This window comes from Aquipuribacter nitratireducens (assembly GCF_037860835.1).
GTDB lineage: Bacteria > Actinomycetota > Actinomycetes > Actinomycetales > JBBAYJ01 > Aquipuribacter > Aquipuribacter nitratireducens.
Genome location: NZ_JBBEOG010000002.1, coordinates 28,465 through 51,362, shown reverse-complemented (window position 1 = coordinate 51,362; position 22,898 = coordinate 28,465). Strand labels below are relative to the sequence as shown.

General features: G+C 75.3%; 25 protein-coding genes and 1 tRNA gene. 13 read left to right on the top strand and 13 right to left on the bottom strand.

Features of this window, described 5'->3' with window-relative positions:
- The first annotated feature begins 137 nt into the window (after window positions 1–137).
- The gene (locus WAB14_RS03650; protein WP_340267527.1) at window positions 138–1,592 is read left to right on the top strand and encodes an amidohydrolase family protein; all 1,455 of its coding nucleotides are present in this window, start codon (window positions 138–140) and stop codon (window positions 1,590–1,592) included.
- Window positions 1,593–1,680: 88 nt separating this feature from the next.
- On the top strand, window positions 1,681–2,361 hold the full coding sequence (locus tag WAB14_RS03645) for a hypothetical protein (RefSeq protein WP_340267525.1): 681 nt from the start codon (window positions 1,681–1,683) through the stop codon (window positions 2,359–2,361).
- On the opposite strand, the gene WAB14_RS03640 is transcribed toward WAB14_RS03645, so the two are convergent.
- The 4 genes from WAB14_RS03640 to WAB14_RS03625 form a co-directional block, all read right to left on the bottom strand.
- Window positions 2,354–3,706, bottom strand: coding sequence for a sensor histidine kinase (locus WAB14_RS03640; protein WP_340267523.1), 1,353 nt, complete (start codon window positions 3,704–3,706; stop codon window positions 2,354–2,356). The two genes, WAB14_RS03645 and WAB14_RS03640, sit on opposite strands and share 8 nt — an antisense overlap.
- Window positions 3,707–3,847: 141 nt before the next feature.
- A complete protein-coding gene (locus WAB14_RS03635; RefSeq protein WP_377002515.1) occupies window positions 3,848–4,552 on the bottom strand; it encodes a response regulator transcription factor in 705 nt (234 codons plus the stop codon).
- A 91-nt stretch (window positions 4,553–4,643) separates the two neighbouring features.
- Window positions 4,644–5,885: an RNA polymerase sigma factor gene (locus WAB14_RS03630; RefSeq protein WP_340267519.1), complete on the bottom strand. Its 1,242-nt coding sequence runs from the start codon at window positions 5,883–5,885 to the stop codon at window positions 4,644–4,646.
- Window positions 5,878–6,249, bottom strand: a complete 372-nt coding sequence (locus WAB14_RS03625) for a YciI family protein (RefSeq protein ID WP_340267517.1) — start codon at window positions 6,247–6,249, stop codon at window positions 5,878–5,880. Before WAB14_RS03625 ends, WAB14_RS03630 begins: the two co-directional genes overlap by 8 nt.
- 182 nt (window positions 6,250–6,431) lie before the next feature.
- On the opposite strand from WAB14_RS03625, the gene WAB14_RS03620 reads away from it, so the two are divergent.
- Window positions 6,432–6,935: an SRPBCC domain-containing protein gene (locus WAB14_RS03620; protein WP_340267515.1), complete on the top strand. Its 504-nt coding sequence runs from the start codon at window positions 6,432–6,434 to the stop codon at window positions 6,933–6,935.
- Here the strand turns inward: WAB14_RS03620 and WAB14_RS03615 are convergent.
- The 3 genes from WAB14_RS03615 to WAB14_RS03605 all read right to left on the bottom strand — a co-directional run bounded on the left by WAB14_RS03615 (window position 6,877) and on the right by WAB14_RS03605 (window position 9,514).
- A complete protein-coding gene (locus WAB14_RS03615; protein ID WP_340267513.1) occupies window positions 6,877–8,364 on the bottom strand; it encodes an aldehyde dehydrogenase family protein in 1,488 nt (495 codons plus the stop codon). The genes WAB14_RS03620 and WAB14_RS03615 overlap by 59 nt on opposite strands.
- A gap of 29 nt (window positions 8,365–8,393) precedes the next feature.
- On the bottom strand, window positions 8,394–8,846 hold the full coding sequence (locus WAB14_RS03610; RefSeq protein ID WP_422665459.1) for a mismatch-specific DNA-glycosylase: 453 nt from the start codon (window positions 8,844–8,846) through the stop codon (window positions 8,394–8,396).
- 110 nt (window positions 8,847–8,956) lie between these two features.
- Window positions 8,957–9,514 carry a dihydrofolate reductase family protein gene (locus WAB14_RS03605; RefSeq protein ID WP_340267511.1) on the bottom strand — a complete coding sequence of 186 codons (558 nt, stop codon included), beginning with the start codon at window positions 9,512–9,514 and terminating at the stop codon, window positions 8,957–8,959.
- An 86-nt stretch (window positions 9,515–9,600) separates the two neighbouring features.
- Here WAB14_RS03605 and WAB14_RS03600 point away from each other — a divergent pair, with 86 nt between their 5' ends.
- Window positions 9,601–9,768: a hypothetical protein gene (locus WAB14_RS03600; protein ID WP_340267509.1), complete on the top strand. Its 168-nt coding sequence runs from the start codon at window positions 9,601–9,603 to the stop codon at window positions 9,766–9,768.
- A 49-nt stretch (window positions 9,769–9,817) separates the two neighbouring features.
- Window positions 9,818–9,891, top strand: a tRNA-Arg gene (locus WAB14_RS03595).
- Here WAB14_RS03595 and WAB14_RS03590 read toward each other — a convergent pair.
- Window positions 9,892–10,197, bottom strand: a complete 306-nt coding sequence (locus tag WAB14_RS03590) for a helix-turn-helix domain-containing protein (RefSeq protein ID WP_340267507.1) — start codon at window positions 10,195–10,197, stop codon at window positions 9,892–9,894. It abuts the tRNA gene before it with no gap.
- A 57-nt stretch (window positions 10,198–10,254) separates the two neighbouring features.
- Between WAB14_RS03590 and WAB14_RS03585 the strand changes: the two genes are divergently transcribed.
- Both WAB14_RS03585 and WAB14_RS03580 read left to right on the top strand, forming a co-directional pair.
- Window positions 10,255–11,634 carry a S8 family serine peptidase gene (locus tag WAB14_RS03585; RefSeq protein ID WP_340267505.1) on the top strand — a complete coding sequence of 460 codons (1,380 nt, stop codon included), beginning with the start codon at window positions 10,255–10,257 and terminating at the stop codon, window positions 11,632–11,634.
- Window positions 11,634–11,849 (top strand): hypothetical protein, encoded by a 216-nt coding sequence (locus WAB14_RS03580; RefSeq protein ID WP_340267503.1) that lies wholly within the window; start codon window positions 11,634–11,636, stop codon window positions 11,847–11,849. Before WAB14_RS03585 ends, WAB14_RS03580 begins: the two co-directional genes overlap by 1 nt.
- 119 nt (window positions 11,850–11,968) lie before the next feature.
- On the opposite strand, the gene WAB14_RS03575 is transcribed toward WAB14_RS03580, so the two are convergent.
- Both WAB14_RS03575 and WAB14_RS03570 read right to left on the bottom strand, forming a co-directional pair.
- Window positions 11,969–12,934, bottom strand: a complete 966-nt coding sequence (locus WAB14_RS03575; protein WP_340267501.1) for an exopolyphosphatase — start codon at window positions 12,932–12,934, stop codon at window positions 11,969–11,971.
- Between the two features lie 41 nt (window positions 12,935–12,975).
- Complete coding sequence (locus WAB14_RS03570; RefSeq protein ID WP_340267499.1) at window positions 12,976–13,266, bottom strand: hypothetical protein; 291 nt, start codon at window positions 13,264–13,266, stop codon at window positions 12,976–12,978.
- Between the two features lie 86 nt (window positions 13,267–13,352).
- Between WAB14_RS03570 and WAB14_RS03565 the strand changes: the two genes are divergently transcribed.
- Window positions 13,353–14,120, top strand: a complete 768-nt coding sequence (locus tag WAB14_RS03565; protein ID WP_340267497.1) for a VOC family protein — start codon at window positions 13,353–13,355, stop codon at window positions 14,118–14,120.
- Window positions 14,121–14,134: 14 nt separating this feature from the next.
- Here WAB14_RS03565 and fahA read toward each other — a convergent pair whose 3' ends face one another.
- Genes fahA through WAB14_RS03550 form a run of 3 tightly spaced genes read right to left on the bottom strand, consistent with a single transcriptional unit; the run spans window position 14,135 to window position 17,540 of the window.
- Window positions 14,135–15,397, bottom strand: coding sequence for a fumarylacetoacetase (fahA, locus tag WAB14_RS03560; RefSeq protein WP_340267495.1), 1,263 nt, complete (start codon window positions 15,395–15,397; stop codon window positions 14,135–14,137).
- Window positions 15,394–16,278 carry a hypothetical protein gene (locus tag WAB14_RS03555; RefSeq protein ID WP_340267493.1) on the bottom strand — a complete coding sequence of 295 codons (885 nt, stop codon included), beginning with the start codon at window positions 16,276–16,278 and terminating at the stop codon, window positions 15,394–15,396. Before WAB14_RS03555 ends, fahA begins: the two co-directional genes overlap by 4 nt.
- Window positions 16,275–17,540 carry a homogentisate 1,2-dioxygenase gene (locus WAB14_RS03550; RefSeq protein WP_340267491.1) on the bottom strand — a complete coding sequence of 422 codons (1,266 nt, stop codon included), beginning with the start codon at window positions 17,538–17,540 and terminating at the stop codon, window positions 16,275–16,277. The genes WAB14_RS03555 and WAB14_RS03550 overlap by 4 nt, the downstream gene beginning before the upstream one ends.
- A gap of 184 nt (window positions 17,541–17,724) precedes the next feature.
- Between WAB14_RS03550 and WAB14_RS03545 the strand changes: the two genes are divergently transcribed.
- The 5 genes from WAB14_RS03545 (at window position 17,725) to WAB14_RS03525 (ending at window position 22,871) form a co-directional block, all read left to right on the top strand.
- Entirely contained in the window at window positions 17,725–18,693 is a 969-nt protein-coding gene (locus WAB14_RS03545; protein ID WP_340267489.1) for an ABC transporter substrate-binding protein, read from the top strand.
- Window positions 18,690–19,580 carry an amino acid ABC transporter permease gene (locus WAB14_RS03540; protein ID WP_340267487.1) on the top strand — a complete coding sequence of 297 codons (891 nt, stop codon included), beginning with the start codon at window positions 18,690–18,692 and terminating at the stop codon, window positions 19,578–19,580. The genes WAB14_RS03545 and WAB14_RS03540 overlap by 4 nt, the downstream gene beginning before the upstream one ends.
- A gap of 41 nt (window positions 19,581–19,621) precedes the next feature.
- Window positions 19,622–20,389 carry an amino acid ABC transporter ATP-binding protein gene (locus WAB14_RS03535; protein ID WP_377002519.1) on the top strand — a complete coding sequence of 256 codons (768 nt, stop codon included), beginning with the start codon at window positions 19,622–19,624 and terminating at the stop codon, window positions 20,387–20,389.
- Between the two features lie 218 nt (window positions 20,390–20,607).
- Window positions 20,608–21,594, top strand: coding sequence for an NlpC/P60 family protein (locus WAB14_RS03530; RefSeq protein ID WP_340267485.1), 987 nt, complete (start codon window positions 20,608–20,610; stop codon window positions 21,592–21,594).
- A gap of 71 nt (window positions 21,595–21,665) precedes the next feature.
- Complete coding sequence (locus WAB14_RS03525) at window positions 21,666–22,871, top strand: GAF domain-containing protein (protein WP_340267483.1); 1,206 nt, start codon at window positions 21,666–21,668, stop codon at window positions 22,869–22,871.
- The last annotated feature ends 27 nt before the right edge of the window (window positions 22,872–22,898 follow it).

The following is a 22,898-nucleotide window of genomic DNA, read 5'->3' as shown; positions in this document are numbered from 1 at the left end:
GAGCGTAGTGGGGTCCCGGGGGCCCGCACCGCTTGACAGCGGCCCCGCGTCGGCGGACGCTGCAGCCGAGCGACCGTTGTGCGGACAGTCGTCCGCTGATGAGCCGAAGCGGTCGCCGTCCGACGAAGGAGTCGCCCGTGGACCACTCAGCAACCAGCTCCGGCCCCCGTCCCGGCGTCGTGTTCCGCGGCGGCACGGTGCTGCCGATGGACACCGCCCGCAGCGTGCTGCCCGACACCGACGTGCTCGTCGTCGGCGACCGGGTCGAGGCGGTGGGGCCGGCTCTCGACGTGCCGACCGGCACCGAGGAGGTGGACGCGCGCGGCGGCATCGTGATGCCCGGGATGGTCGACACCCACCGCCACATGTGGCAGACCGCGATGCGCGGGTACGGCGCCGACTGGACCCTCACGCAGTACTTCGTCTGGTACTACCTCGAGCACGGCCGCCACTTCCGGCCCGAGGACATCGCGGCGGGCAACCTGCTGAGCGCGCTGGAGTCCCTCGACGCCGGGGTGACGACGACCGTCGACTGGTCGCACGGGCTGCAGTCGGTCGAGCACGCCGAGGCGGCGGTGGACGCCCTGCGCTCCGTGCCGGGGCGCTTCGTCCTCGCCTACGGCAACATCCAGGCGGCACCGTGGGAGTGGACCGCCGACGCCGACGTCCGCTCGTTCCTCCAGCGCGTGCCGCGCAGCGACATGCTCGGGCTGCAGCTCGCCTTCGACGTCACGGGCGACCCGGCCTTCCCCGAGAAGGCGGCCTTCGAGGCGGCCCGCGAGCTCGACCTCGCCGTCACGACGCACGCGGGCGTGTGGGGCGCGACCAACGACGACGGCATCAGGCTCATGCACGAGAACGGGTTCATGGAGGAGCGGACGGTCTACGTCCACGCGGCCACGCTGTCGCACGACTCCTACCACCGCATCGCGGCCACGGGCGGCTCGGTGTCGGTGGCGACGGAGTCCGAGCAGAGCTGCGGGCAGGGGTACCCCCCCACCTGGACGCTGCGGGAGCACGGCATCCCCGTGTCGATCTCCATGGACACCAGCGTGTGGATGAGCGGCGACCTCTTCAGCGCGATGCGCTCGACGCTGGGCGCCGACCGCAGCCGGGAGCACCTGGAGGCGCACAAGAAGGGCGACACCGTCACGCACTGCCACCTCCGGGCGGACCAGGTCGTCGAGTGGGCGACGCGTGGCGGTGCGCAGGCGCTCGGCATGAGCGACCTGGTCGGCAGCCTCGAGCCGGGCAAGAAGGCCGACGTCGTGCTGCTGAGGAACGACGACAGCCCGGTCTCCTTCCCGGTGCTCAACCCGTACGGCCACGTCGCGATGCAGGCGCAGCGCAGCGACGTCCACACGGTGCTCGTCGACGGGCGCGTCGTGAAGCGCGACGGGCGCCTCGTCGGCGTCGACCTGGCGGCGGTCCGCGCACAGGTCGGGGCGACGATCGACCACCTGCGCTCGGCGATGGGCGACGACGCGTGGGAGAAGGGGATGAACCCCGACATCCCCGAGACCAAGGTGCTCGACAACCCGTACCAGTACACGGAGTACCGCAGCGCCTCGACGCACGCGGGTCGCGGCTGACCCATCCGGGTGACGGGGCCGCGTCGTACCCCTGACGTCCAGGGATCGACGCGGCCCCCTCGAGGGGCCCAGACGGAAGGACCCCACCATGTCCAGCCCCAGCCCCGCCCTCGCCCTCGCCACCGCCCTCGGCGCCACCGCCGCCCTCGCGCTCGCCGCCCCGGCGGTGGCCGGTCACGACGGCAACCCGTCGGACAGAGTCGCCGCCTACGCCTACGACCTCGACCAGGTGCAGTCCGGCGTCCCCGGCACCGACGCGACCGGCTCGACCCGCATCACGGCGCTCCCCAACGGCAAGCTGCAGGTCAAGGTGGAGGCGAGCGGCCTCGCGCCGGGTCTGCCGCACGCCGTGCACCTGCACGACACCACCGGCACCGACCGCGACCCGTCGCAGTGCCCCGTCGACGCGGACACCGACGGGAACGGCGTCGTGACGGTCGTCGAGGGCGGCCCGTTCTACGGCGGCATCATCGCCTCGCTCACCACGACCGGCGACACGTCCGCCGCGAGCGGCCTCGCGCTCGACCGCTTCCCCGTGGCGGAGGCCGACGGCACGCTGTCGTACAGCCGCACCTTCACCCCCGCCGACCCGGCGGCCTTCGCCCAGGCCGGCAGCGTCCAGGTGGTCGTCCACGGCGCCGACTTCGACGGCAGCGGCGGCTACGCCTTCAACCCGGACGACTACTTCGCCGCGATGCCGTCCTCGCTCGTCGCGTCCGTCCCGCTCGAGGCGACCGTCCCCGTCCTCTGCGGCGGCATCCTCAACTGAGGTCCGTGGCCGCCGGCAGCCGCAGCGTCACGCACGCGCCGCCGAGCGCCGAGGCGTTGTCCGCGCCCACGGACCCACCGTGGGCGCGGACGGTGGCGGCCACGATCGCCAGCCCGAGCCCGGTGCCGCCCGGGGACCGGGCGGCGTCGCCGCGGCGGAAGCGCTGGAAGGGGTCGTCGAGCACCGCGGCGGGGAACCCGGGACCGTCGTCCTCGACGCTCACGACGACCTCGTCGCCCTCTCGCCCGCACCGCAGCCGCACGCTCCGGGCGCCGGCCCGGACCGCGTTGCGCAGGAGGTTGTCGAGCGCCCGGTCGAGCGATCCCGGCTCGACGCGGACGTCGAGCCGCCCCCTCCCGGCGTCGTCGACCGGCTCGACGGTGACCGCGAGCGCGGTCCCGGCCCGCTCGGCCGCAGCGCGCAGGTGCGGCACGACCGCGGCCGGCTCCGGCGCTGCTCCCGTCGCACCGGCGTCGGCCCGCGCCAGGACGAGGAGGTCCGTCGCGAGACCGCTGAGCCGCTGCGTCGCCGCGAGCGCGGCGAGGACGCTCTCCCGTGCGCGGACGGGGTCGGGGTCGTCCGCCGCGAGCTCGAGCTCCGCCTGGACCACCGCGAGCGGGGTACGCAGCTCGTGGCTCGCGTCGTCGACGAAGGCGCGTTCGCGCCGCAGCCCCGCCTCGACCCGGTCGAGGAGGTCGTTGAGCGTGCGGGCGAGCTCGTCCACCTCGTCACCCGTGCCGGGACGAGGCAGGCGGCGCCCGCCCGGGGAGCTGCCGATCCCGGCGGCCGTCCGGGTCATGTCGGCGACGGGCCTGAGGGCGGCGCCGACGACGAGCCACGTCCCGACGACCGCGGCGACGAGCGTTCCGGCGAGGACCGCGGCCAGACCGACGGACACCCGCTCGGAGACGCGGGCGAGGGTCTCCAGCCGCGTCCCCGTGACGAGCGCGGTCGCCAGCGGGGCCTCCGCGACACCGTCCGGGAGAGGCACGACGAGGACACGGACCTCACCGGGGACGCCGGGGACGGTGACGACGTCGCGGACGGGCTCGTCCCGGCTCCTCGACACCTCCGCGGCCGGGACGAGCGGGACCCCGGGAGAGCCGTCGATCACGGACCCGTCCGCCGCGAGCAGCTGGGTGAAGGGGTCCCGTAGCTCCTCCCCCGCGGACAGCTCCGCCAGCAGGACGGCCACCCGCTGGTCGAGCCCCTCGTCGACGGCGTCGAGCAGCTGCCGGGGCGCGAGGACGGCGAGCGCGCCGAAGGACGCGGCCGCGGCGAGGAGCGTCGCGATGCCCACCACGACCGTGAGGCGTGACCGCAAGGCCACCGGCAGCCCCGGCACCCGGGGATCGTAGGGTCGCGACCGCGGCCGGCGCGTCACCCGGCGGCCGGCGCTCGGGTGGTGCTCGACGAGGACCGCGTCGAGCTCCCCGACGGCCCGCGGTCGCTGACGACGACCATGCCGAGGACCAGGGCCCGTGGCTCACCCACCGGGTGCCTCGGGGGCAGCCCCGGACGTGTCGTCGACGACCCGGTACCCGGCGCCGCGGACCGTGAGGACCGACCGTCGCCCGAAGGGCCGGTCGACCTTGTCCCGCAGGTAGCCGATGTAGACGTCGACGACGTTCGAGGTGCCGTCGTAGGCGAAGTCCCACACCTGCTCGATGAGGGCCGACCGGGACAGCGCCTCGCCGGGGCGGCGCATGAGCGCCTGGAGGAGGGCGAACTCCTTGGGCGACAGGTCGACCGGGACCCCGGCCCGGGTGACCTCACGGGATGCGGGGTCGAGGACGAGGTCGCCGACGCGCAGCACCACCGGGCGCTCCTGCGGGGCGCGCCGGGCGAGGGCGCGCACACGCGCGGCGAGCTCCCCTACCGAGAACGGCTTCGTGAGGTAGTCGTCGGCGCCGGCGTCCAGGCCCGCGATCCGGTCGACGACCCCGTCCCGGGCCGTCAGCAGGAGGACGGGCGCCCAGCGCCCTGCCCCCCGCATGCGACGCACCACCTCGAAGCCGTCGGGGCCGGGGAGCATGACGTCGAGGACGACGACGTCGTAGTCCTGCTCGCACGCGAACCACAGCGCCTCGTCACCATCGGCCGCGGTGTCGACGGCGTGCCCCTCGCGCTCGAGCGCGCGCCGCAGCGTGGCGGCGAGCGCGGCGTCGTCCTCCACCACGAGCAGGCGCACGGAGCCGAGGCTAGCCAGCCCGCCGTACGCGATGGTGCCCACGGACCCGAGCCTGCCCCGGTGGTCGTGAGGCGGTGGTGAGAGCGGGCGCTCACGCCCGCACGAGGTGGTCGCGGACGGCCGGGTCGTGCGTGAGGTCCGCGGCCCGGCGCCGGGCGGCACCGGCCGCGGCCGGGTCGAGGTCGGCGAGGGTCGCGGCCCGCACGACCCAGTACGGCTGGTAGCCCGCGCTGCGGGCGTCCTCGCGTGCCAGCGCGTCGAGGATGGCCAGCGCGGGCACGGACCCGTGCGCGGCGAGGACGGCGGCCGCGTGGGCGACCTTCGCCCCGGTGGTGGGCTGCAGCGCGACGAGGCCCTCGTACAGCCGCGCGAGCGCGACGTGGTCGGTGCGCCCGGTCACCGCCCGGTGCGCGTGCACGGACTGCACGGCCCCCATCAGCTGGTAGGGGCCGACGACCCCGGCCTGCTGGGCGAGCAGCAGGTGCTCCTCGGCCTCGCGCACGAGGTCGGCGTCCCAGCGCTGCGGGTCCTGCTCCGCGAGCGGGACGAAACGGCCCGCGCCGTCCCGCCGGGCCCCGCGTCGTGCGTGGACGTGGAGCACGGCGGCGAGCAGGCCCCGCGCCTCCGGCTCCTCGGGCAGGCGGCGGACCACGAGTCGCGTGAGGCGCAGCACCTCGCCCGTGAGGTCGTCCCCGCGGCCCGGGGGCTCCCCGTCCGGTGTCGCCGCCTCGTCCCAGCCGGCGGTGTAGGCGGCATGGAGGGCGTCGAGGACGGCGCCGAGCCGCGCCGGCAGCTCCGCCCCCTCCGGCACCGCGAACGGGATGCCGGCGGCCGCGATCTTCGCCTTCGCGCGCACGAGCCGTTGCCCCATGGTGGTCGCGGGCACGAGGTGGACCCGCCCGATCCGGACGGCGTCGAGACCGAGGACGACCTGGAGCATGAGCGGGCCCCGGACGGCCGGCGCGATCGCCGGGTGCGCGCAGGCGAACATCAGCTGCAGCCGCGTGTCCGGGACGGTGCTGGCCGGGCCCGCCTGCGCGTGCTCGTCGGCGAGGCGTGCGAGCTCGGGCAGGGCGCGCTCCGCCGTCGTGCGCCGCCGCAGGGTGTCGAGGTGACCGCGCCGGGCGGCCGTCAGCAGCCACGCCTCCGGCCGCTCCGGCACCCCGCGCTCGGGCCACGTCCGGAGGGCCGCCACCAGCGCGTCCGACAGGGCGTCCTCCGCCGCAGCGACGTCGCGGGTCCGCACGGCCAGGTACGCGACGAGGCGCCCGTACGACTCCCGCACGACGACCTCCACCGCGTCGCGGCTCGCGTCGCCGTCCTCCTCACGCACCAGCGGGCCGGGGCGGCGGCAGGACGGGCCGGACCTCGCACGACCCGCCCGCGGCGGCCGACGGGCAGCGCCCGGCCCAGCCGAGCGCGGCGTCGAGGTCGGGGACGTCGACGACGAAGTAGCCGCCGAGCTGCTCCTTGGTGTCGGCGTAGGGCCCGTCCTGGACGTCGACACGGCCCTCGACGACGCGGACGGTCGTGGCCGTGGCGGGCGGGTGGAGGCCGTTGGCGCCCCGCAGCACGCCGGCCTCCTCCAGGGCGGTGACGTAGCCCTGCCAGCCCGCCCAGTAGGCGGGGGCGCGGTCGGGGTCGTCGCGCTCGGCGAAGGCGGCCTCGGTCTCGACGGCCAGCAGCAGGAACTCCACGGCCCACTCCTTCGGTCCTCCCGGCCCGGCCGGGGCGGCACGGTGCCGCACCTCAATGACGCGCGGGCCCCGGCCGTTTCGACACCTCGCGGCTGCCGGTGTCGAAATGCGGGGGGCGTCCGCGTCATGAGGGTGCCACCGCCCGGAGGGACCGGCGCGGGGTACCGACCGAGGAGGTCACCATGAGCACGACCACGACCGCTGCCCCCGCCCCGTCGACGAGCGCGACCGCGACCGTCCGGCTCGCCTACGCCGTCCGCGCCGAGCCCGAGGCGGTGTGGCAGGCGCTCGTCGACGGCAGCGTGACGCCCGCCTACTACTACGGCTTCGAGGCGCACTTCCCCGCGCTGCAGGCCGGGGCCGCCTACCGGTACACGGCCGGGGGCGGCGACATGATCACCGGTGTCGTCGAGGACGTCGAGCTCGGCCGGCGCCTCGTCCTCACCTTCGACGGGGTGTGGGCCCCGGACATCGCGGAGCTGCCGACCTCGCGCGTCACCTTCGAGGTGGTGGAGCCGTTCATGCCGATGCCGGGCGTGACCGTGCTCCGCTGCACCCACGAGGGCCTGCCCGCCGGCGCGGCCGCGGACCACCTCGAGATCGGGTGGGTGGCGATCCTGTCCGGCCTCAAGACGCTGCTGGAGACGGGGCAGCCGCTCGTGGCGGCCCCAGGTGGCACACGGTGACGGCGGTCATCTCGTCGAGCAGCTCGGGGCCGTAGCCCAGTCCGGTGCCGGAGCCCCGGCGCGGGGTCGCCGCCCCGCCCGGGGCGCCGCCGAAGACGTCGTTCACCTTGACGGTGCCGACGTCGAGCGCGGTGCACGCACGTCGCGCGACGACGAGGTCGGCCGTGAGGACGGTCGCGGCGAGGCCGTACCGGCCCGCCCCCGCCAGCCTCAGCCCCTCGTCGACGTCCTCGACGCGCACGAGGGGGAGCACGGGACCGAAGGTCTCCTCGGTGAGGACGGCGGCGTCGGCCGGGACGTCCTCGAGGACCGTCGGCGGGTAGAACGCGCCGGGACCGTCGGCAACCTCCCCGCCCCGGAGGACCCGCGCACCCGCGTCGCGGGCCGCGCTCACGTGGGCGTGGACGGCGTCGCGGTGCGCGGTGTCGACGAGCGGGCCGATGGCCTGCTCACCGCCGGGTGCCCACCGCTCGACCTCGGTGAGGAGGGCCTCGCGGACGGCGTCGTAGGCGTCGGTGTGGACGTAGACCCGCTCGACCGCCGTGCACAGCTGCCCGGAGTTGATGAGCCCGCCGAGCGCGATCTGCTGCGCCACCCACTGCGGGTCGAGCCCGCGGTCGACGACGAGCGGGTCCTTGCCCCCGTTCTCGAGCAGGGTGTGCGCGCCGGTGCGCGCGGCCGCCGCCGCGATGGCGCGGCCGGCGGCGGTCGAGCCGACGTGCGCCACGACGTCGACGTGCTGCTCGACGAGGAGCGCACCGGTCGTGGCGTCGCCGTGGACGACGTTCACCACGCCGGGCGGGAACGACGCGGCGAGCAGCCCGGCGAGCCGGTCGCTCGTGCGGACGGCCCGCTCGGACGGCTTCCACACCACGGTGTTGCCCGTGACGAGGGCCGCCGCGAGGAGACCGACGGTGGCGGCGACGGGGTCGTTCCACGCGGTGACGACGGCGGCGACGCCCCGCGGGCGCAGCTCCATGACGTCCCACGCGTCCGGGGAGCCGTTGAGCCTGCGCCCGCGGTGCAGGGGGCCGAGGACGGCGTACTCGCGCATGGTGGCGACCCCGGCGGCGACGCCGTCGCGTGCCAGTGCGGGTGGGCGGCCCATGTCGAGGCGGCTGTCCTCGGCGAGCTGCTCGGCGACGGCCTCGACGGCGTCGGCGGCCCGGGCGAGCGCGGCGGCGCGCTCGGCGGCGGGGGTGCGCGCCCAGTCGGGTGCGGCGGCACGGGCGGCGGCGACGGCGGCCGCGACGGTGACGTCGTCGCCGACCGGGGCGGTGCTCGTCGGGTCGCCGGTGGCCGGGTCGCGGCGCTCGAGGACGGGCGCGTCGAGCGGGTCGGGCCGCTCGCCGGCGACGAGGTGGCGGGCGTGGTGGACGGTCGTGTCGTGCGCGTCGGGGTCGGCGGGCCGCTGCAGGGTGTCGGTCACGACCCGTGCCGTACCCCGTCGGCGGCGTCTCACCCGTGCGGCGGCTGCACCGCCTCCCGCAGCGTGGCGAAGAGACGGGCGAGGTCGGCGGGGGTGTGGTGGGCGTTGAGGCCGCTCGGGTTCGGCAGCACCCAGACACGCGTCGTGCCGATCACGTGGTCGGGCTGCTCCCCGAGGGCGGCGCGCGGCCGCCCGAAGGCGGTTCGGTACGCGGTGATGCCGAGGACGGCGAGGGTCCGCGGCGCGTGCGCGAGGACCTTCCGCTCCAGCTCGTGGCGACCGGCCCGCAGCTCGTCGTCGGTGAGGTCGGCCGCGGCGGCGGTCGCCCGGGCGACGACGTTCGTGATCCCGAGGCCGAGCCCGAGCACCTCCTGCTCCTCGCCCGGGTCGAGCCGTCGCGGCGTGAACCCGGACGCGTGCAGCGCGGGCCAGAACCGGTTGCCCGGCCGGGCGAAGTGGTGGCCGCTCCAGCCCGACCACAGACCCGGGTTGATGCCGCAGAACAGGACGCGGAGACCGGGGCCGATGACGTCGGGGATGGTCCGGTCGACGCTCGCGAGGAGCTGCTCGCGCGTCGGCCGGGCGGGGCTGCTCAGGGCTCGCGCCGCACGTCGTAGCCGAGGTGGACCGCGCCGCCGGCGAAGCGTCGCTCGGTCACGAGGCGGAGGTCGACGCGGAGGTCGGTCGGCATGGCGGCGAGGCCGCCGCCGACCGTGACGGGGAACACCACGAGGTCGACCCGGTCGACGAGGCCCTGCCGGAACGCCGCCGACGCGACGGTCGGGCCGCCGATCACCGCGTCGGCGTCGGCGGTCAGGTCGCTGACGAGCGCCCCGTCGAGCTCGCGGACGAGCTCGGTGCGGGACGTGGTGACGGCGTCGAGCGTGCGGGACACGACGACCTTGCGCGCCCGCACCCACTGCTCGGCGAACCGCGCGGCCTGAGGGGTGTCGCCGACGGACGGGTCGGTCTCCCACACCGTCATGAGCTCGTACGTGCGCCGGCCGTAGACCTGGACCGGCGTCTCGTCGCCGAGGTCGTTGACGAGGGCCATGACCTCCTCGTCCGGGAACGCCCACTCGAAGCCGCCGTCGCGGTCGGCGACGTAGCCGTCGAGGGAGCACAGCGCGGAGTAGCGGAGCCTGCCCACCCTCGGATGCTGCCAGACGGGTCGGTCGACGGTGCGACCGTGCTGGCACGGATGACGACACCACGGTCTTCCCGGACGCTGGGGCGGTGGCGGCCGGAGGCGCGGGCGGTGTCGGCAGGTTCTGGTGCACGCTGCGGCTGCACCGGTGGGTGGTCGTGCGCCCGCCGGGCGTCGAGCCGTACTGGGGCTGCTCCCGCTGCGGCAAGGAGCGCATGTGGTCCCCGGGCGCGGGGATCGGCATGGGCGGCGGCTGAGCGACGTCGGCGACCCGACAGCGCCGACCGTCTACCGTTGTGCTGCGATGCCCCCGTAGCTCAGCTGGATAGAGCGGCGAACTTCTAATTCGCGGGCCACAGGTTCGAGTCCTGTCGGGGGCGCTACCTGCCCGCGCTGCCCGCCGACGACAGCGCCAGGGCCGCCGCTGCCTCGGCCGCCGAGCTCACGCCCAGGCGACGGCGGATGTGGTCCATGTGCGCCCGCACGGTGCCCCGCGAGACGACGAGGCGCGCCGCGACCTCGGCGTACGACAGACCCCGACCGACGAGCCGGAGGACCTCCTCCTGCCGGGGGGTGAGCGAGGGTGCGCCCACCCGGCGACGCTCGGCCCGCTGCCACACCTCGTACAGGTGGGGCCGCAGCAGCGACAGGACCTGGCGGTCGCGCTCGTCGAAGGACTCGATCACGCGGCGGTTCGGTGCCACGATGGCCGGGCCGGACGACAGCGGGATCAGGAGGACGGCGTGGCCGTGGTGAAGGTGCTGCTGGAGGTCGAGGCGCCGGACCAGCCGGTGGGCTTCGAGCTGTTCGAGAGCGCGACGGAGTCGCTCGTCGCCGCAGACCGGGCGGCCAGACCGGCGCTCGACCGCGTCGCCGGGCTGGGCGTCGAGCTCGACGAGCCGCTGCCGCCCGTCCCGATGTTCGGCACGCGCGACGGCTCCGCGCCGTGGGGCGGTGCGCCGGCCGGCTCGCTGCGCGCGTTCGCCGGTCCCGAGACCAACGCCGACCTGGCGGCGACGAGCGTCGTGGTGGCCGCCGAGGTCAACAGCTCGCAGCTGGCCGAGCTGCGGGACCGCGAGGGGGTGACCGTGTGGCCGAACTCCCCCGTCACGCTCGACCACCACGAGCACGACGACGCCGTGGACCTCGCCCGGTCGCGGCCGGGCCTCGACTGCCGTCCGTTCCGCGACGCCGTCGACCTCGAGGTCGTCCGGGCGATGCTCGGGGTCCACCGGGCGTGGTGGGACGGCTACCGGGGCCAGAACGTCGCGGTCGGCATCATCGACGAGGGGGTGAACGGGGTCGTCTACCCCGTGGTCGGCGGCTTCGCCCGCCCCAACGCCGCCCGCCAGCCCGGCGCCGCCCCCATCACGAGCCACGGCTCGATGTGCGCCGCGGACGTCCTCGTCGCGGCCCCCGCGGCGCGGCTGTACGACTACCCGTTCCTCGGGGTCGCGAACTCCGGGGGCGTCCTCACGATGTTCCAGGCGGTCCTCGACCAGCGGCGCCTCGACGGCACGCCGCACCTCACGACGAACAGCTACGGCTACACCGGGATCCCCCCCGTCGCGGACTTCCCCAACCACGAGGTCCACGACCCGCAGCACCCGGTCCACCGCAAGGTCCGCGAGGTCGTCGCGTCCGGCGCCGCCTGCCTGTTCGCGGCCGGCAACTGCGGTGCGGACTGCCCGAGCGGCGCCTGCCACAGCAGCGGCATCGGACCCGGGCGTTCGATCCACGCCTCGAACAGCCTGGCGGAGGTCATCACGGTCGCGGCGGTCAACACCCGTCACGAGCGGATCGGGTACTCCTCGCAGGGACCGGGCATGTTCCACGCCGAGAAGCCGGACCTCGCGAGCTACTCGCACTTCTTCGGCAACTTCGGTCCCGACCGCCCCGGCGGCACGAGCAGCAACCCGTTCGACAACGGCACGTCGGCGGCGACACCGGTCGCCGCGGGCGTCGCGGCGCTCCTGCTGTCCGCAGCGCCCGGCCTCACCCCCGACGGCCTCCGGGACGCCCTCTATGCCGGGCTCACGAACGTCACCGGCGCGGCGTGGGACGCCGGCTACGGCCGCGGCATCGTCAACGCGGCGGCGTCGTACTCCTCGCTCGTCCGCTGATGCGCTGGCTCATCACGGTCGCCTCGGGCACGGACCTGCAGCAGCTCGACGCGCTCGTGCGGGCCGCGCACGGCTCCCTCCGCGACCTCGACGCCGTCCCGATGGGACCGGAGGAGCTCGTGGTGTTCGCCGAGGGACCGGTCGACCTGCCGCGCCGGCTCGACTGCCCGCCGGTTCTCGGCGTCCACCCGGACTCCGAGCCCGAGCCCTACTGAGGCGGCGGCACCCTCACCAACGGCCACAGCGCAGGACGTCGCTGGCGTCGCCGCAGGTCGGCTGCCACGGCGGCCGCCAGGCCCTGTGGTGTGGCCGGCCGACGACCGCAGGCGCGACCTCAGCGGCCCCGGAGCGCGGCGACGACCTCGGTGAGCGAGCGCTCGGCGTCCTCGTGCGCGACCTGGCACGTGCCCGCGGCGGCGTGGCCCCCGCCGCCGTGTGCGAGGCACACCGCACCGATGTCGACCGTCGAGCTGCGGTCGAGGATCGACCGGCCGACGGCGAGGACGGTGTTCTGCTTGTCCCGGCCCCACATGACGTGGACCGAGACCCGCGCCTGCGGGAAGAGGGCGTACACGAGGAAGCGGTTGCCGGCGTGGATGACGTCCTCGTCGCGGAGGTCGACGACGGCGACGTCGCCGTGGAGCGTCGTGACGCGCAGCAGCTGCTCGCGGAACAGGTCCGCCTGCGCCCGGTACAGCTCGACGCGCTCGGCGACGTCGGGCAGGGCGAGGATCTCGTCCACGTCCTGGTACTCGATGCAGTGGTCGATGAGCTGCATCATCAGCTGGTAGTTCGAGATGCGGAAGTCGCGGAAGCGGCCGAGACCGGTGCGGCTGTCCATGAGGAAGTTGAGCAGCGTCCAGCCGGTCGGCTCGAGGACGTCCTCGAGGGAGTAGTCGGCGGAGTCGGCCTGGTCGACGGCCCGCATGAGCCCGTACGACACGCCGGGCACGCGCTCGGGGCCGCCGAGGAACGTGTGGACGACGCGCGCCGCGGACGGCGCCGAGGGGTCGATGACGTGGCGCTCGGAGGCGCCGTTGCGGACCGTCTCGGACAGGTGGTGGTCGAAGACGAGGTGCGCGCGCGGGTCGAACGGCAGGTTCGTCAGCACGTCGCGGTCGGTGATCTCCACCGTGCCGTCCTGCACGTCCTTCGGGTGGACGAACGTGATGTCGTCGATGAGCCCGGCCTGGCGCAGCAGCACCGCGCACACGAGCCCGTCGAAGTCGCTGCGCGTCACGAGGCGGTAGGGCCCGGACCCGAGGAGCGCGGCGGGGTCCTGCACGAGGGTGTCGGTCACGTGCGGGTGATCGGCCGGTCGCCGACCCACCTTGAGGCGCCTCAGGCGGCGAGGTCGCCCACCCGGCCCAGCACGAACAGCAGGAGCGCGACGACGAGGACGACCGCCACGACGGCGACGACGACGCTGGTGGTTCGCCTCGTCACCCGCGTCTCGACCCCGCGGGTGTGGGACTCGCCCGTCGAGTGCGGGCGGGACCGCTCCCGGTAGCGGGTGAAGGCCGCGACGAACACGAGCCACGCGACGGCGAGGGCGACGCTCACCCACAGGACGACGAGCCACCCGGCCTCGGACAGCGGGACGGCGTTCGTCGACAGCGGCACGGCGAGCACGCCCTCACCCTCACGACCCGCGGACCGCGCCGCAACCGGTGGCCGAGGGGTTCCGTCCGTCCGGGGTCGGTGCCACGCTCACGGACATGAGCACACGTGACGAGCCGTGGCCCGCCGGCACGCCCTGCTGGGTCGACTACGGAGCCGTCGACGTCGACGCCGCCGTCCGCTTCTACACCGAGGTGCTCGACTGGACCGCCGAGGCGAGCGGGCCCGAGTACGGCGGCTACGTCATGTGCCGGGTCGGGGACCGCGACGCCGCGGGGATCGGCCCGGCGCAGGAGGGCGCCCCCGCGGCGTGGACGACGTACCTCGCCTCCACCGACGTCGACACGACGACGACCCGGGCCGCCGACGCCGGCGCCACCGTCCTCGCCCCGCCGTTCGACGTCGGCGACCTCGGCCGCATGTCGGTCGTCGCCGACCCGCAGGGCGCCGTGCTCGGCGTGTGGCAGGCGGGCCGTCACATCGGCGCCCGGGTCGTCAACGAGCCCGGTGGGCTCACGTGGAACGAGGCCGCGGAGCCCGACCCCGCGACCGCGCGCACCTTCTACAGCCAGGTGTTCGGGTTCGTGTGGGAGCCGGTGCCGGGTGCGCCGGACGACTACTGCACGTTCGCGACGGAGACCGGGCGGCCGCTCGGGGGCCTCGGCGGGCTGCCCGGTAAGGACGTGCCGCCCCACTGGCTCACGTACTTCTCGGTCGCCGACACCGACGCCTTCGTCGCCGCCGCGAAGGATCGGGGCGCGAGCGTCGTGTCCGGGCCCTTCGACACCGAGTTCGGCCGGATGGCGACCGTCCGCGACCCGTGGGGCGCGACCTTCGCGGTCATGGGCGGCGGCAGCGCCGCCTGACGTCCGGGCCGGGCTCAGCGGAGCGCCCGGGCGGGCAGCACCCGACCGCTCACCTCGCCGAGGCCGACGCGCGCGCCGTCCGGGCCCGGCGCCCAGCCGCGGAGCACCACCTCGTCGCCGTCCTCGAGGAACGCCCGCGTGGTCCCGTCCGGCAGCACGAGCGGCTCCTCGCCGTTCCACGTGAGCTCGATGAGCGACCCGCGCTCGTCCCGCGCCGCCCCGCTCACCGTGCCGGAGGCGAAGAGGTCCCCCGTCCGCGTCGAGGCCCCGTTGACCGTCATGTGCGCGAGCTGCTGGGCCGCGGTCCAGTACATGCCGGCGAACGGGGGACGCGACACGACGTGCCCGTTGAGCCGCACCTCGAGCCGCAGGTCGAGACCCCACGGGGCGGCCGCGTCGTCGAGGTACGGCTGGACGGCGTGCTCGCGGGCCGGCGGCGCAACGCGCGCCGCGGCGAGCGACGCGAGCGGGGTCACCCACGCCGACGTCGTCGTGGCGAACGACTTGCCGAGGAACGGCCCGAGCGGCACGTACTCCCACGCCTGCAGGTCCCGCGCGGACCAGTCGTTGACCAGGCACACGCCGAAGACGTGCGCGGGCAGGTCGGCGACGCCGACCGGCTCCCCCAGCGGTGAGCCGGCGCCGACGACGAAACCGACCTCCGCCTCGATGTCGAGCCGGCGCGACGCCACCACCTGCGGCTCGTCGGTACCGGGAGGGCGGACCTGCCCGACCGGGCGACGCACCGGTGTGCCGGACACGACGACGGTGCCGGAACGGCCGTGGTACCCGATCGGCAGGTGCGTCCAGTTCGGCGTGAGGGCGGGCTGGCCGGGGCGGAACATCGCGCCGAGGTTGGAGGCGTGCTCCCGCGAGGCGTAGAAGTCGACGTAGTCGGCGACCTCCACCGGCAGGTGGAGCGCGACGGGGGCGGGCCCGCCGAGCGGGTACGACGCCTCCCGCACCTCCACCGCGCGTCCCGGGTCGGTGAGCAGCGTCGAGAGCCAGTCGCGCTCCTCCGCCCACGCGTCCGGACCGAGCGCCATGAACGGGTTGAGCGACGGCGACGCGAGGGCGTCCGCCCACGGCAGGCCGTCCCGGCGCGCCAGGGCGCCGACGTCGACGACGCTGTCGTGGAGCCGCACCCCGACCCTGGGCAGGAGACCCGGCAGCGAGAAGACCCCGTGCGCCTGCGTGACGGGACCGAAGAGGTCCTCGGCGTCGGTCGCGTCGTGGGGCTCGGCGGGCTCCGCGGGCACGAGGTCCGCGGCCGTCACGTCCCCGCCCCGACGAGCCCGACCCCGGGTCGGCGGAGCAGCCCGAGCCCGGCGAGGTCCTCGACCGGCTCCACGGTCGAGCACGTCCCGAACGACGTGAAGGCCCGACGGACCCGGACCGCGTCGTCGTCGTCGAGGTGCTCGAGCTCGCGGACGAGGACGTCGGCGTCGGTCGCGGCGACGAGCGCCTCGACACGGGCGAGGTCGGCACCGCCCAGCAGTGCGGCCGACGTCGCGGCGAGCAGGTTGAGGAAGCCGTGGTGCTCGAAGCCGGTGTCCTCGTCGCGGTGGCGCAGGGCGTTGTGCAGCCCCGCGGTCGCCTTGAACGGCACGCCCGCGGTCACGGCGGCGTGGACGAACCGCGCCACGCCCCTGACCGGGGGGAACGCCGCAGCCGTGATGCCGCCCGTACGGATCTTCGCGCGCACTCCCGCCTCGGCGAGGACCGGCATGGCGACGGCCGGGTCGACCGTCGACGACAGCTCGACGTGGAGCGGGACACCGGCGGGCACCTCCATGCGGGTGCGCAGGAGCAGGACGGTGTCGGGTGCCACCGCCCCCAGCGGCACGTCGACCCCCGCGAGGCGCAGCCGCTCGTCGGCGGCCGCCGCCACCGCGCCCGCCACCTCGTCGAGCCCGCCGGGCGTCACGACGACCACGGGCAGAGGCCGGACAGGGCCGTCGTCGGTCGCCTCCAGGGCCGCCAGGAGCTCCGGCACGCGGTCGGCGCGGACGACGAAGGCACCGACGAGCGGGGCGTACCAGCTCGACTCGTACATGCCGCGCGCTGCCACCGCGTCGGCGGGCGCGGCGTTGCCGGGCGGGAACAGGGCGGCGTCGTCGAGGAGGCCCGCGACGAGCGGGCAGGGCAGCGGGCTCACGCGGTCGCACCCCCGCCGGCCGGCGGCACGGGACCTGTGGGGCCGCGCCCGCTCCACGTCCACGCGTAGCGGCCGTCGTCGGCGGCCAGCCCGCCCTCGCCGAGCTCGAGCGGACGGAACGTGTCGACCATGACGGCGAGCTCGTCGAACCGCTCCGCACCGAGCGAGGCCTCGATGGCCGACGGCTGCGGGCCGTGGCTGTGGCCGCCGGGGTGGACGGTGATCGACCCCTTCGCGATGCCCGAGCCCTTGCGCGCCTCGTAGTCGCCGTCGACGTAGAACATGATCTCGTCGCTGTCGACGTTGGCGTGGTAGTAGGGCACGGGGACCGCGAGGGGGTGGTAGTCGACCTTGCGGGGCACGAAGTTGCAGATGACGAAGTTCCATCCCTCGAAGACCTGGTGGACGGGCGGCGGCTGGTGGACCCGGCCGGTGATGGGCTCGAAGTCGTGGACGCTGAACGTGTACGGGTACAGGCACCCGTCCCAGCCGACGACGTCGAACGGGTGCCGCGGCACGACGTGGACGGTGCCGGCGAGCCCGCCCGGACCCGGTCCGCGGTGCTTGACGTACACCTCGACGTCGGCCTCGTCGCGCACCTCGGGGGCGCTCGGGCCGTGGAGGTCCCGCTCGCAGTACGGCGCGTGCTCCAGGAGCTGGCCGTAGCGCGACAGGTACTTCTTCGGCGGTGCGATGTGGCTGTTCGCCTCGATGCAGTACGCGCGCACAGGCCCGTTCGCGGCGACGTCGACGGGCAGCCAGCGGTGCGTGGTGCCGCGGGGCAGGAGGACGTAGTCGCCCTCGGTCGCGTCGAGGTGGCCGAACACCGTCTCGACGCGCGCCGCGCCCCGCTCGACGTACACGCACTCGTCGCCGACGGCGTTGCGGTAGAGCGGGGAGTCGGCCGCCGCGACGACGTACGACAGCCTCACGTCGGCGTTGCCGAGGACGAGCCGCCGCCCGCGGACGACGTCGACGTCGGCGACCTGCGAGGCCTCGGTGCCGCTGCCGCCCGGGAAGAGCCCGTGCAGCTGCAGGTGCCGCGGCTGCAGCGGGTGGTTGGGCGTGGTGCGCTGGTCGGGCAGCTCCCAGGGCCGGGCGTCGACGAGGGCCGACGGCACCCCCACGTGGTAGAGCAGGGAGGAGTCGGACGAGAAGCCCTCCTCCCCCATCAGCTCCTCGTGGTAGAGCCTCCCCTGGCCGTCCCGGTGCTGCGTGTGCCGCTTGGGCGGCACGTCCCCCATGGTGCGGTAGTGGGCCACCGCGGTCTCACCTCATCCGTCAGGGCGTCGTCGTCGACGCCTGTTGGCCTGGCGATGCCTCAGCCTAGCCGCCGCATCCCGGCCCCCGGTCCTCCGTGCGGGTGTGAGGGTGCTCACCTGCGATGATGTCCCCCGACCGGCGCAGCCGGTCTCCCCCTGGTCACCGCCTCACCGGAGGTCTCCCGTGCCCCGACCCCTGCCCTCGCGCACCGTCCGCGCCGCCGCGCTCCTCGGCGCCACGGCCCTCGTCCTCGCCGCCTGCGCCGACGACACGGCCGACGAGCCCGCCGCGACCGGCGCACCCGCCACGATGGACGCCGCCACCGACGCGGCCACCGACACCGCCACGGACACCGCCACCGACGCGGCCACCGACGCCGCGGCCGGCGGCGCGATCGAGGGCTGCGACCCCGCATCGCTCGAGACCCTCACCGAGGGCACCCTCACGATGGCGACGAGCGAGCCGGCCTTCGAGCCGTGGATGGTCGAGAACGACCCGACGAACGAGCAGGGCTACGAGTCCGCCGTCGCGTACGCCGTCGCCGAGCGGCTCGGCTACGCCGACGACGCCGTGGAGTGGGTCCGCGTGCCGTTCGAGGCCGCGATCGCACCCGGCCCCAAGGACTTCGACGTCGCGATCAACCAGTTCTCCATCACCGAGGAGCGCCGGCAGGCCGTCGACTTCTCCAGCCCGTACTACGACGTCCGCCAGGCCGTCGTGACGACCGCCGGCTCCCCCGCCGACGGCGCGACGACGACCGGCGAGCTGGGCGAGGTCCTCATCGGCGCGCAGGTCGGCACCACGAGCCTGCAGGCCATCGAAGAGCTCATCGGGCCGACGATGCAGCCGCAGGTCTTCAACAGCAACGAGGACGCGGTCACCGCCCTGCAGAACGGTCAGGTCGACGCGATCGTCGTCGACCTGCCGACGGCCTTCTTCGTCACGGCGGTGCAGCTGGACGACGGCGTGATCGTCGGGCAGCTGCCCGAGCTGGGCGAGGACCCCGAGCAGTTCGGCATGGTCCTCGACCTCGGCAGCCCGCTCACCGACTGCGTGAGCCGCGCCGTCGACGCCCTCGAGGCCGACGGGACGCTCGACGCGCTGCAGGAGGAGTGGCTCGCCGACGTCGCCGGGGCCCCCGAGCTGGGGTGAGCGTCCCCCCGCTCACGCGTGCGGGGTCGGGAGGCGCCGACCGGCTCCTCCTGACCCCGCTCGAGCAGCACCGGGCCCGGGTGCGGCGCGCACGGACCCGCCGCTCGGTGCTGACGTCGCTCGCGAGCACCGTCGTCTTCGCGGTGCTGCTGTACGTGTCGGTGACGAGCGCCCCCGGCTGGCCGCGGGTGCAGGAGACGTTCTTCGACCCGGCCGTGGCGCGCGAGTGGCTGCCGAGCATCCTGCGCGGGCTCTGGCTCAACATCCGCGTGCTCGCCGTCGCCGCGGTGCTGACCCTCGCGCTCGCGCTGCTGCTGGCGGTCCTGCGCACGCTGCGCGGGCCCGTCTGGCTGCCGGTGCGGCTGCTCGCCACCGCCTACGTCGACCTGTTCCGCGGCATCCCGCTCATCGTCCTGCTGTACCTCGTCGGCTTCGGGGTCCCCGCCCTCCGCTTCACCGAGGGCCGCATCAGCCCCGTCGTGCTCGGCGCGGCCGCGATCGTCCTCACGTACTCGGCGTACGTCGCGGAGGTCTTCCGCGCGGGCATCGAGACGGTGCACCCGAGCCAGCGGCTCGGCGCCCGCTCGCTCGGCCTGTCGTACGCCCAGTCCCTGCGCCTCGTGGTCCTGCCCCAGGCCGTGCGCCGGGTGACGCCGCCGCTGCTCAACGACTTCGTCGCGATGCAGAAGGACGTCGGCCTCATCTCCGTCCTCGGCGCCGTCGACGCCGTCCGCGCGGCGCAGATCGGTGCGCTCGACTCCTTCAACTTCACCCCGTACGTCGTCGCGGCCCTGCTGTTCGTCCTGCTGAGCGTCCCGACGGCGCGCCTGGCGGACTGGGCGGCGCTGCGGGCGACCCGCCGCGAGCAGGCGGGGGGCGTGCTGTGAGCCGCACCGCGGACCGACCCGACGCGGACAGGTCGCTGTGGCTGCCGCAGGGCGCCGTCCGCGGTGACGTCGTCCTCGACGTCCGGGGCCTCGTCAAGCACTACGACGACACCCCGGTCCTGCACGGGGTCGACCTCACCGTCGCCGAGCACGAGGTCGTCGCCCTCATCGGCTCCTCCGGCTCCGGCAAGTCGACGCTGCTGCGGTGCGCGGCCCTGCTGGAGGAGGTGACCGACGGGCAGGTCCTCCTCGACGGCGACGACATCACCGACCCCGGTGTCGACGCCGACCGCGTCCGCTCGCGCTTCGGCGTCGTCTTCCAGGCCTTCAACCTGTTCCCGCACATGACGGTGCGGCAGAACATCACCCTCGCCCCGCGGGTCGTCCACGGCGTACCCGCCGGGGAGGCGGACGCCAGGGCCCTCGAGCTGCTCGAGCGGGTCGGTCTCGCCGACAAGGCGGACGCGTACCCCGACCGGCTCTCCGGCGGCCAGCAGCAGCGGGCTGCGATCGCCCGCGCCGTCGCCGTCGAGCCGCGGGTCCTGCTCCTCGACGAGGTGACGTCCGCGCTCGACCCCGAGCTCGTCGGCGAGGTCCTCGCCCTGGTCCGCGAGCTCGCCGAGGGCGGCGCGACGATCCTCATGGCCACCCACGAGATGGGGTTCGCCCGCCGGGTCGCCGACCACGTGGTCTTCCTCGACGGCGGCCGGGTGTGCGAGGAAGGGCCGCCGGCCCAGGTGCTCGGGGAGCCCACGCAGCCCCGCACCCAGCAGTTCCTCCGACGGGTGGTCGACGCCGGGCGGCTGTGAGCGCGGTCCCGCACCGGGACGCTCCTGCCGGTGACGGGCTCGACCGTCCGCACGACGTGCGCCTCGCCCGGTCGGCGAGTCGCAGGACGGTGCCGTCACGGCCCGTGAGGGCTGCCGTCCAGCCCCGTGGCACCGGTGTGGTCGCCACGGCACGGGCTCGCCCGGGCACGCCCGCGCGCCGAGGCACGGAGGGTATGTCGTGTCCCCCTGGAGGTCCCGTGCCCATCGCCGCGCGCCGCTCCGGCGTCGTCCTCGCCCTGCTGCTCGCCCTCGTCGCCGGTCTGCTGGTCGTGCCCGGTCCGCCCTCGCACGCGCACCTCACCGCCAAGGCCGCGGCGCCGCGTCAGCTGCCCGGCACCACGGGCACGCTGCGGGTCTGGACCTCCGGCACGCCGGCGGTCACGACCGTGCGTGACGACCGCGGCGTCGTCGCGACCTTCACGCGCGGCGCCCGGACGGTCGGCGTCCGCGGGCCCGCCCGCTCGTTCGCCGAGAGCACGACCACCGCCATGGTGACGTCGACGACCTGGGTCCGTCTGCTGCCGGCCCCCTTCTCGGGCAGCATCAACTGGTCGTGGCTGGGCGTCGCGCTGCAGGACCGCACACCGGACGTCCTCGCGGTCGCCGTGCAGTACGTGACCGGCGCCCCCGACGTGGTCGACGACACCGGTCGACGTGTCGCCGGTGACGCGTCGTACGGCCCGCTCGTCGACGGTGCGAGGCAGGAGGGCTCCGACGCCAACGACTTCCTGGGCGAGATCTGGACGTACCCCGACGGCACGACCGACGCGCCCGAGCCGGCGCAGCTCGGCGCCATGGACTGCTCCGGCTTCGTCCGCATGGTCCTCGGCGTCCGGTCGGGCCTGCCCCTGTCCCTGCGCCCCGACGGTCAGCGGCTGCCGAGGCGCTCCTTCGAGATGCTGGCGTCGGGCCCCGGGGTCGTGGTCGCGGCCGACACGGGAGCCCGCGCGCCGGTGTCGGGGCTGCGCCCCGGGGACCTCGTCTTCTTCGACGCGAGCACGGACGACGGCACGCGCGTGGACCACGTCGGCATCCACCTCGGCACGGATAGCGCCGGCGCTCCGCGCTTCGTGTCGAGCCGGAAGACCGTCGACGGCCCGACGTTGGGGGACGTCGGGGGGCGCTCGACGCTGAGCGGGACCGGGCTGTACGCCACCGCCTTCCGGGCCGTCCGCCGCCCCTGAGCTCGGCGCGGCAGCGCGACCGCCCTAGGGTGCTGGGGTCGGGGACATGCAGCCGGTACGGGAAGCAGGAGATGTCGTCCACCACGCAGATGTCCGAGACGGGTGCGCTGCCCGTCACCGCCGATCCGGGACGACTGGAGGTGCTGCGCCGCACCGGTGTCGCCGACGGCCGCTCCGACGAGGTCTTCGACCGCTTCGCCCGCCTCGCGGCGACGCTGCTCGACGCCCCGGTCTCCTACGTCTCCCTCGTGGGGCACGACCGCCAGGTCATGCCCGGCGCCGTGGCCCTCGACGGCGGGGGCGAGCGCCGGACGCTCGCCCTCGAGGACTCGGTGTGCGCGTTCTCCGTCGCGACCGGTGACGAGCTGGTGATCGAGGACATGGCGACCGACCCGCTCGTCCGCGACAACGACCGCTTCCGGGACCTCGACTACGCGGCCTACGCCGGGTATCCGCTCACCACCGAGGACGGGTACGTGCTCGGCAACCTGTGCGTCGTCGACCGCTCGGCACGCCACTGGTCGGAGGAGGAGATGCGGAGCCTGCGCGAGCTGTCCGCCCTGGTCGTCCAGGAGCTCGAGCACCGCATCACGCGCTCGCGTCTGGACGCCCTCCGCGACGAAGTGGTGGCCGTCCTCGCCGAGGTGCCCCCGACCCACGAGGCGGTCCGCCTGCTGAGCGGCGCGGCGGACCGCAGCGAGGACCCCCGGCTCCAGCGTCTGGCGGCCACGGCGTCGGCGCGCGCGGACCGGCTCGTGCGCGCGGCGTCCGCCGTGCACGAGGACATGGCCGCAGCACCCGTCGCCACGACCCCGGCGGTGCGGGGTCGGGTCGACCTCGTGCGCACCGTCCGGCGCACCGTGCAGGGGACGCGGGCCGCCACCGGGGCCGACCTGAGGCTCGAGACCGATCCCGCGCTCCACGGCACGGAGGTCGACGGCGACGTGCTCGCGCTCGAGCGTGCGTTGTCCCACGTCATGCTCGCTCTCCTCCACCACAGCGGGGACGCCGTGCCGACGGTGACGCTCGAGCGGGACGGCGACCTGGCGCGGCTCACGCTCGCCACCGACGCGGGGCACCTGCCCACCGGGCAGCTCGGGCGTGCGGTCGGCCGGCTCGCGGCCGCCGTCCAGCCAGTGGGCCAGGGAGCAGGGCGGCCTACCGGCGTGCGCCTGGTGGACGGTGCCGTGCGTGCCGTGGCCGGGGACGTCGAGGGAGAGGTGTCACCGGAGTACGCCGCGGTCCGGGCCGTCATGGCCGTGCACGACACCCGCTGACGGTCGGCTCGACCGTCGCCCCACCGG

Coding starts and splice junctions, on each gene's coding strand:
- WAB14_RS03580 (WP_340267503.1), top strand. CDS start 11,634: ATGCGCTGGCTCATCACGGTCGCCTCGGGCACGGACCTGCAGCAGCTC.
- WAB14_RS03620 (WP_340267515.1), top strand. CDS start 6,432: ATGAGCACGACCACGACCGCTGCCCCCGCCCCGTCGACGAGCGCGACC.
- WAB14_RS03645 (WP_340267525.1), top strand. CDS start 1,681: ATGTCCAGCCCCAGCCCCGCCCTCGCCCTCGCCACCGCCCTCGGCGCC.
- WAB14_RS03565 (WP_340267497.1), top strand. CDS start 13,353: ATGAGCACACGTGACGAGCCGTGGCCCGCCGGCACGCCCTGCTGGGTC.
- WAB14_RS03525 (WP_340267483.1), top strand. CDS start 21,666: ATGTCGTCCACCACGCAGATGTCCGAGACGGGTGCGCTGCCCGTCACC.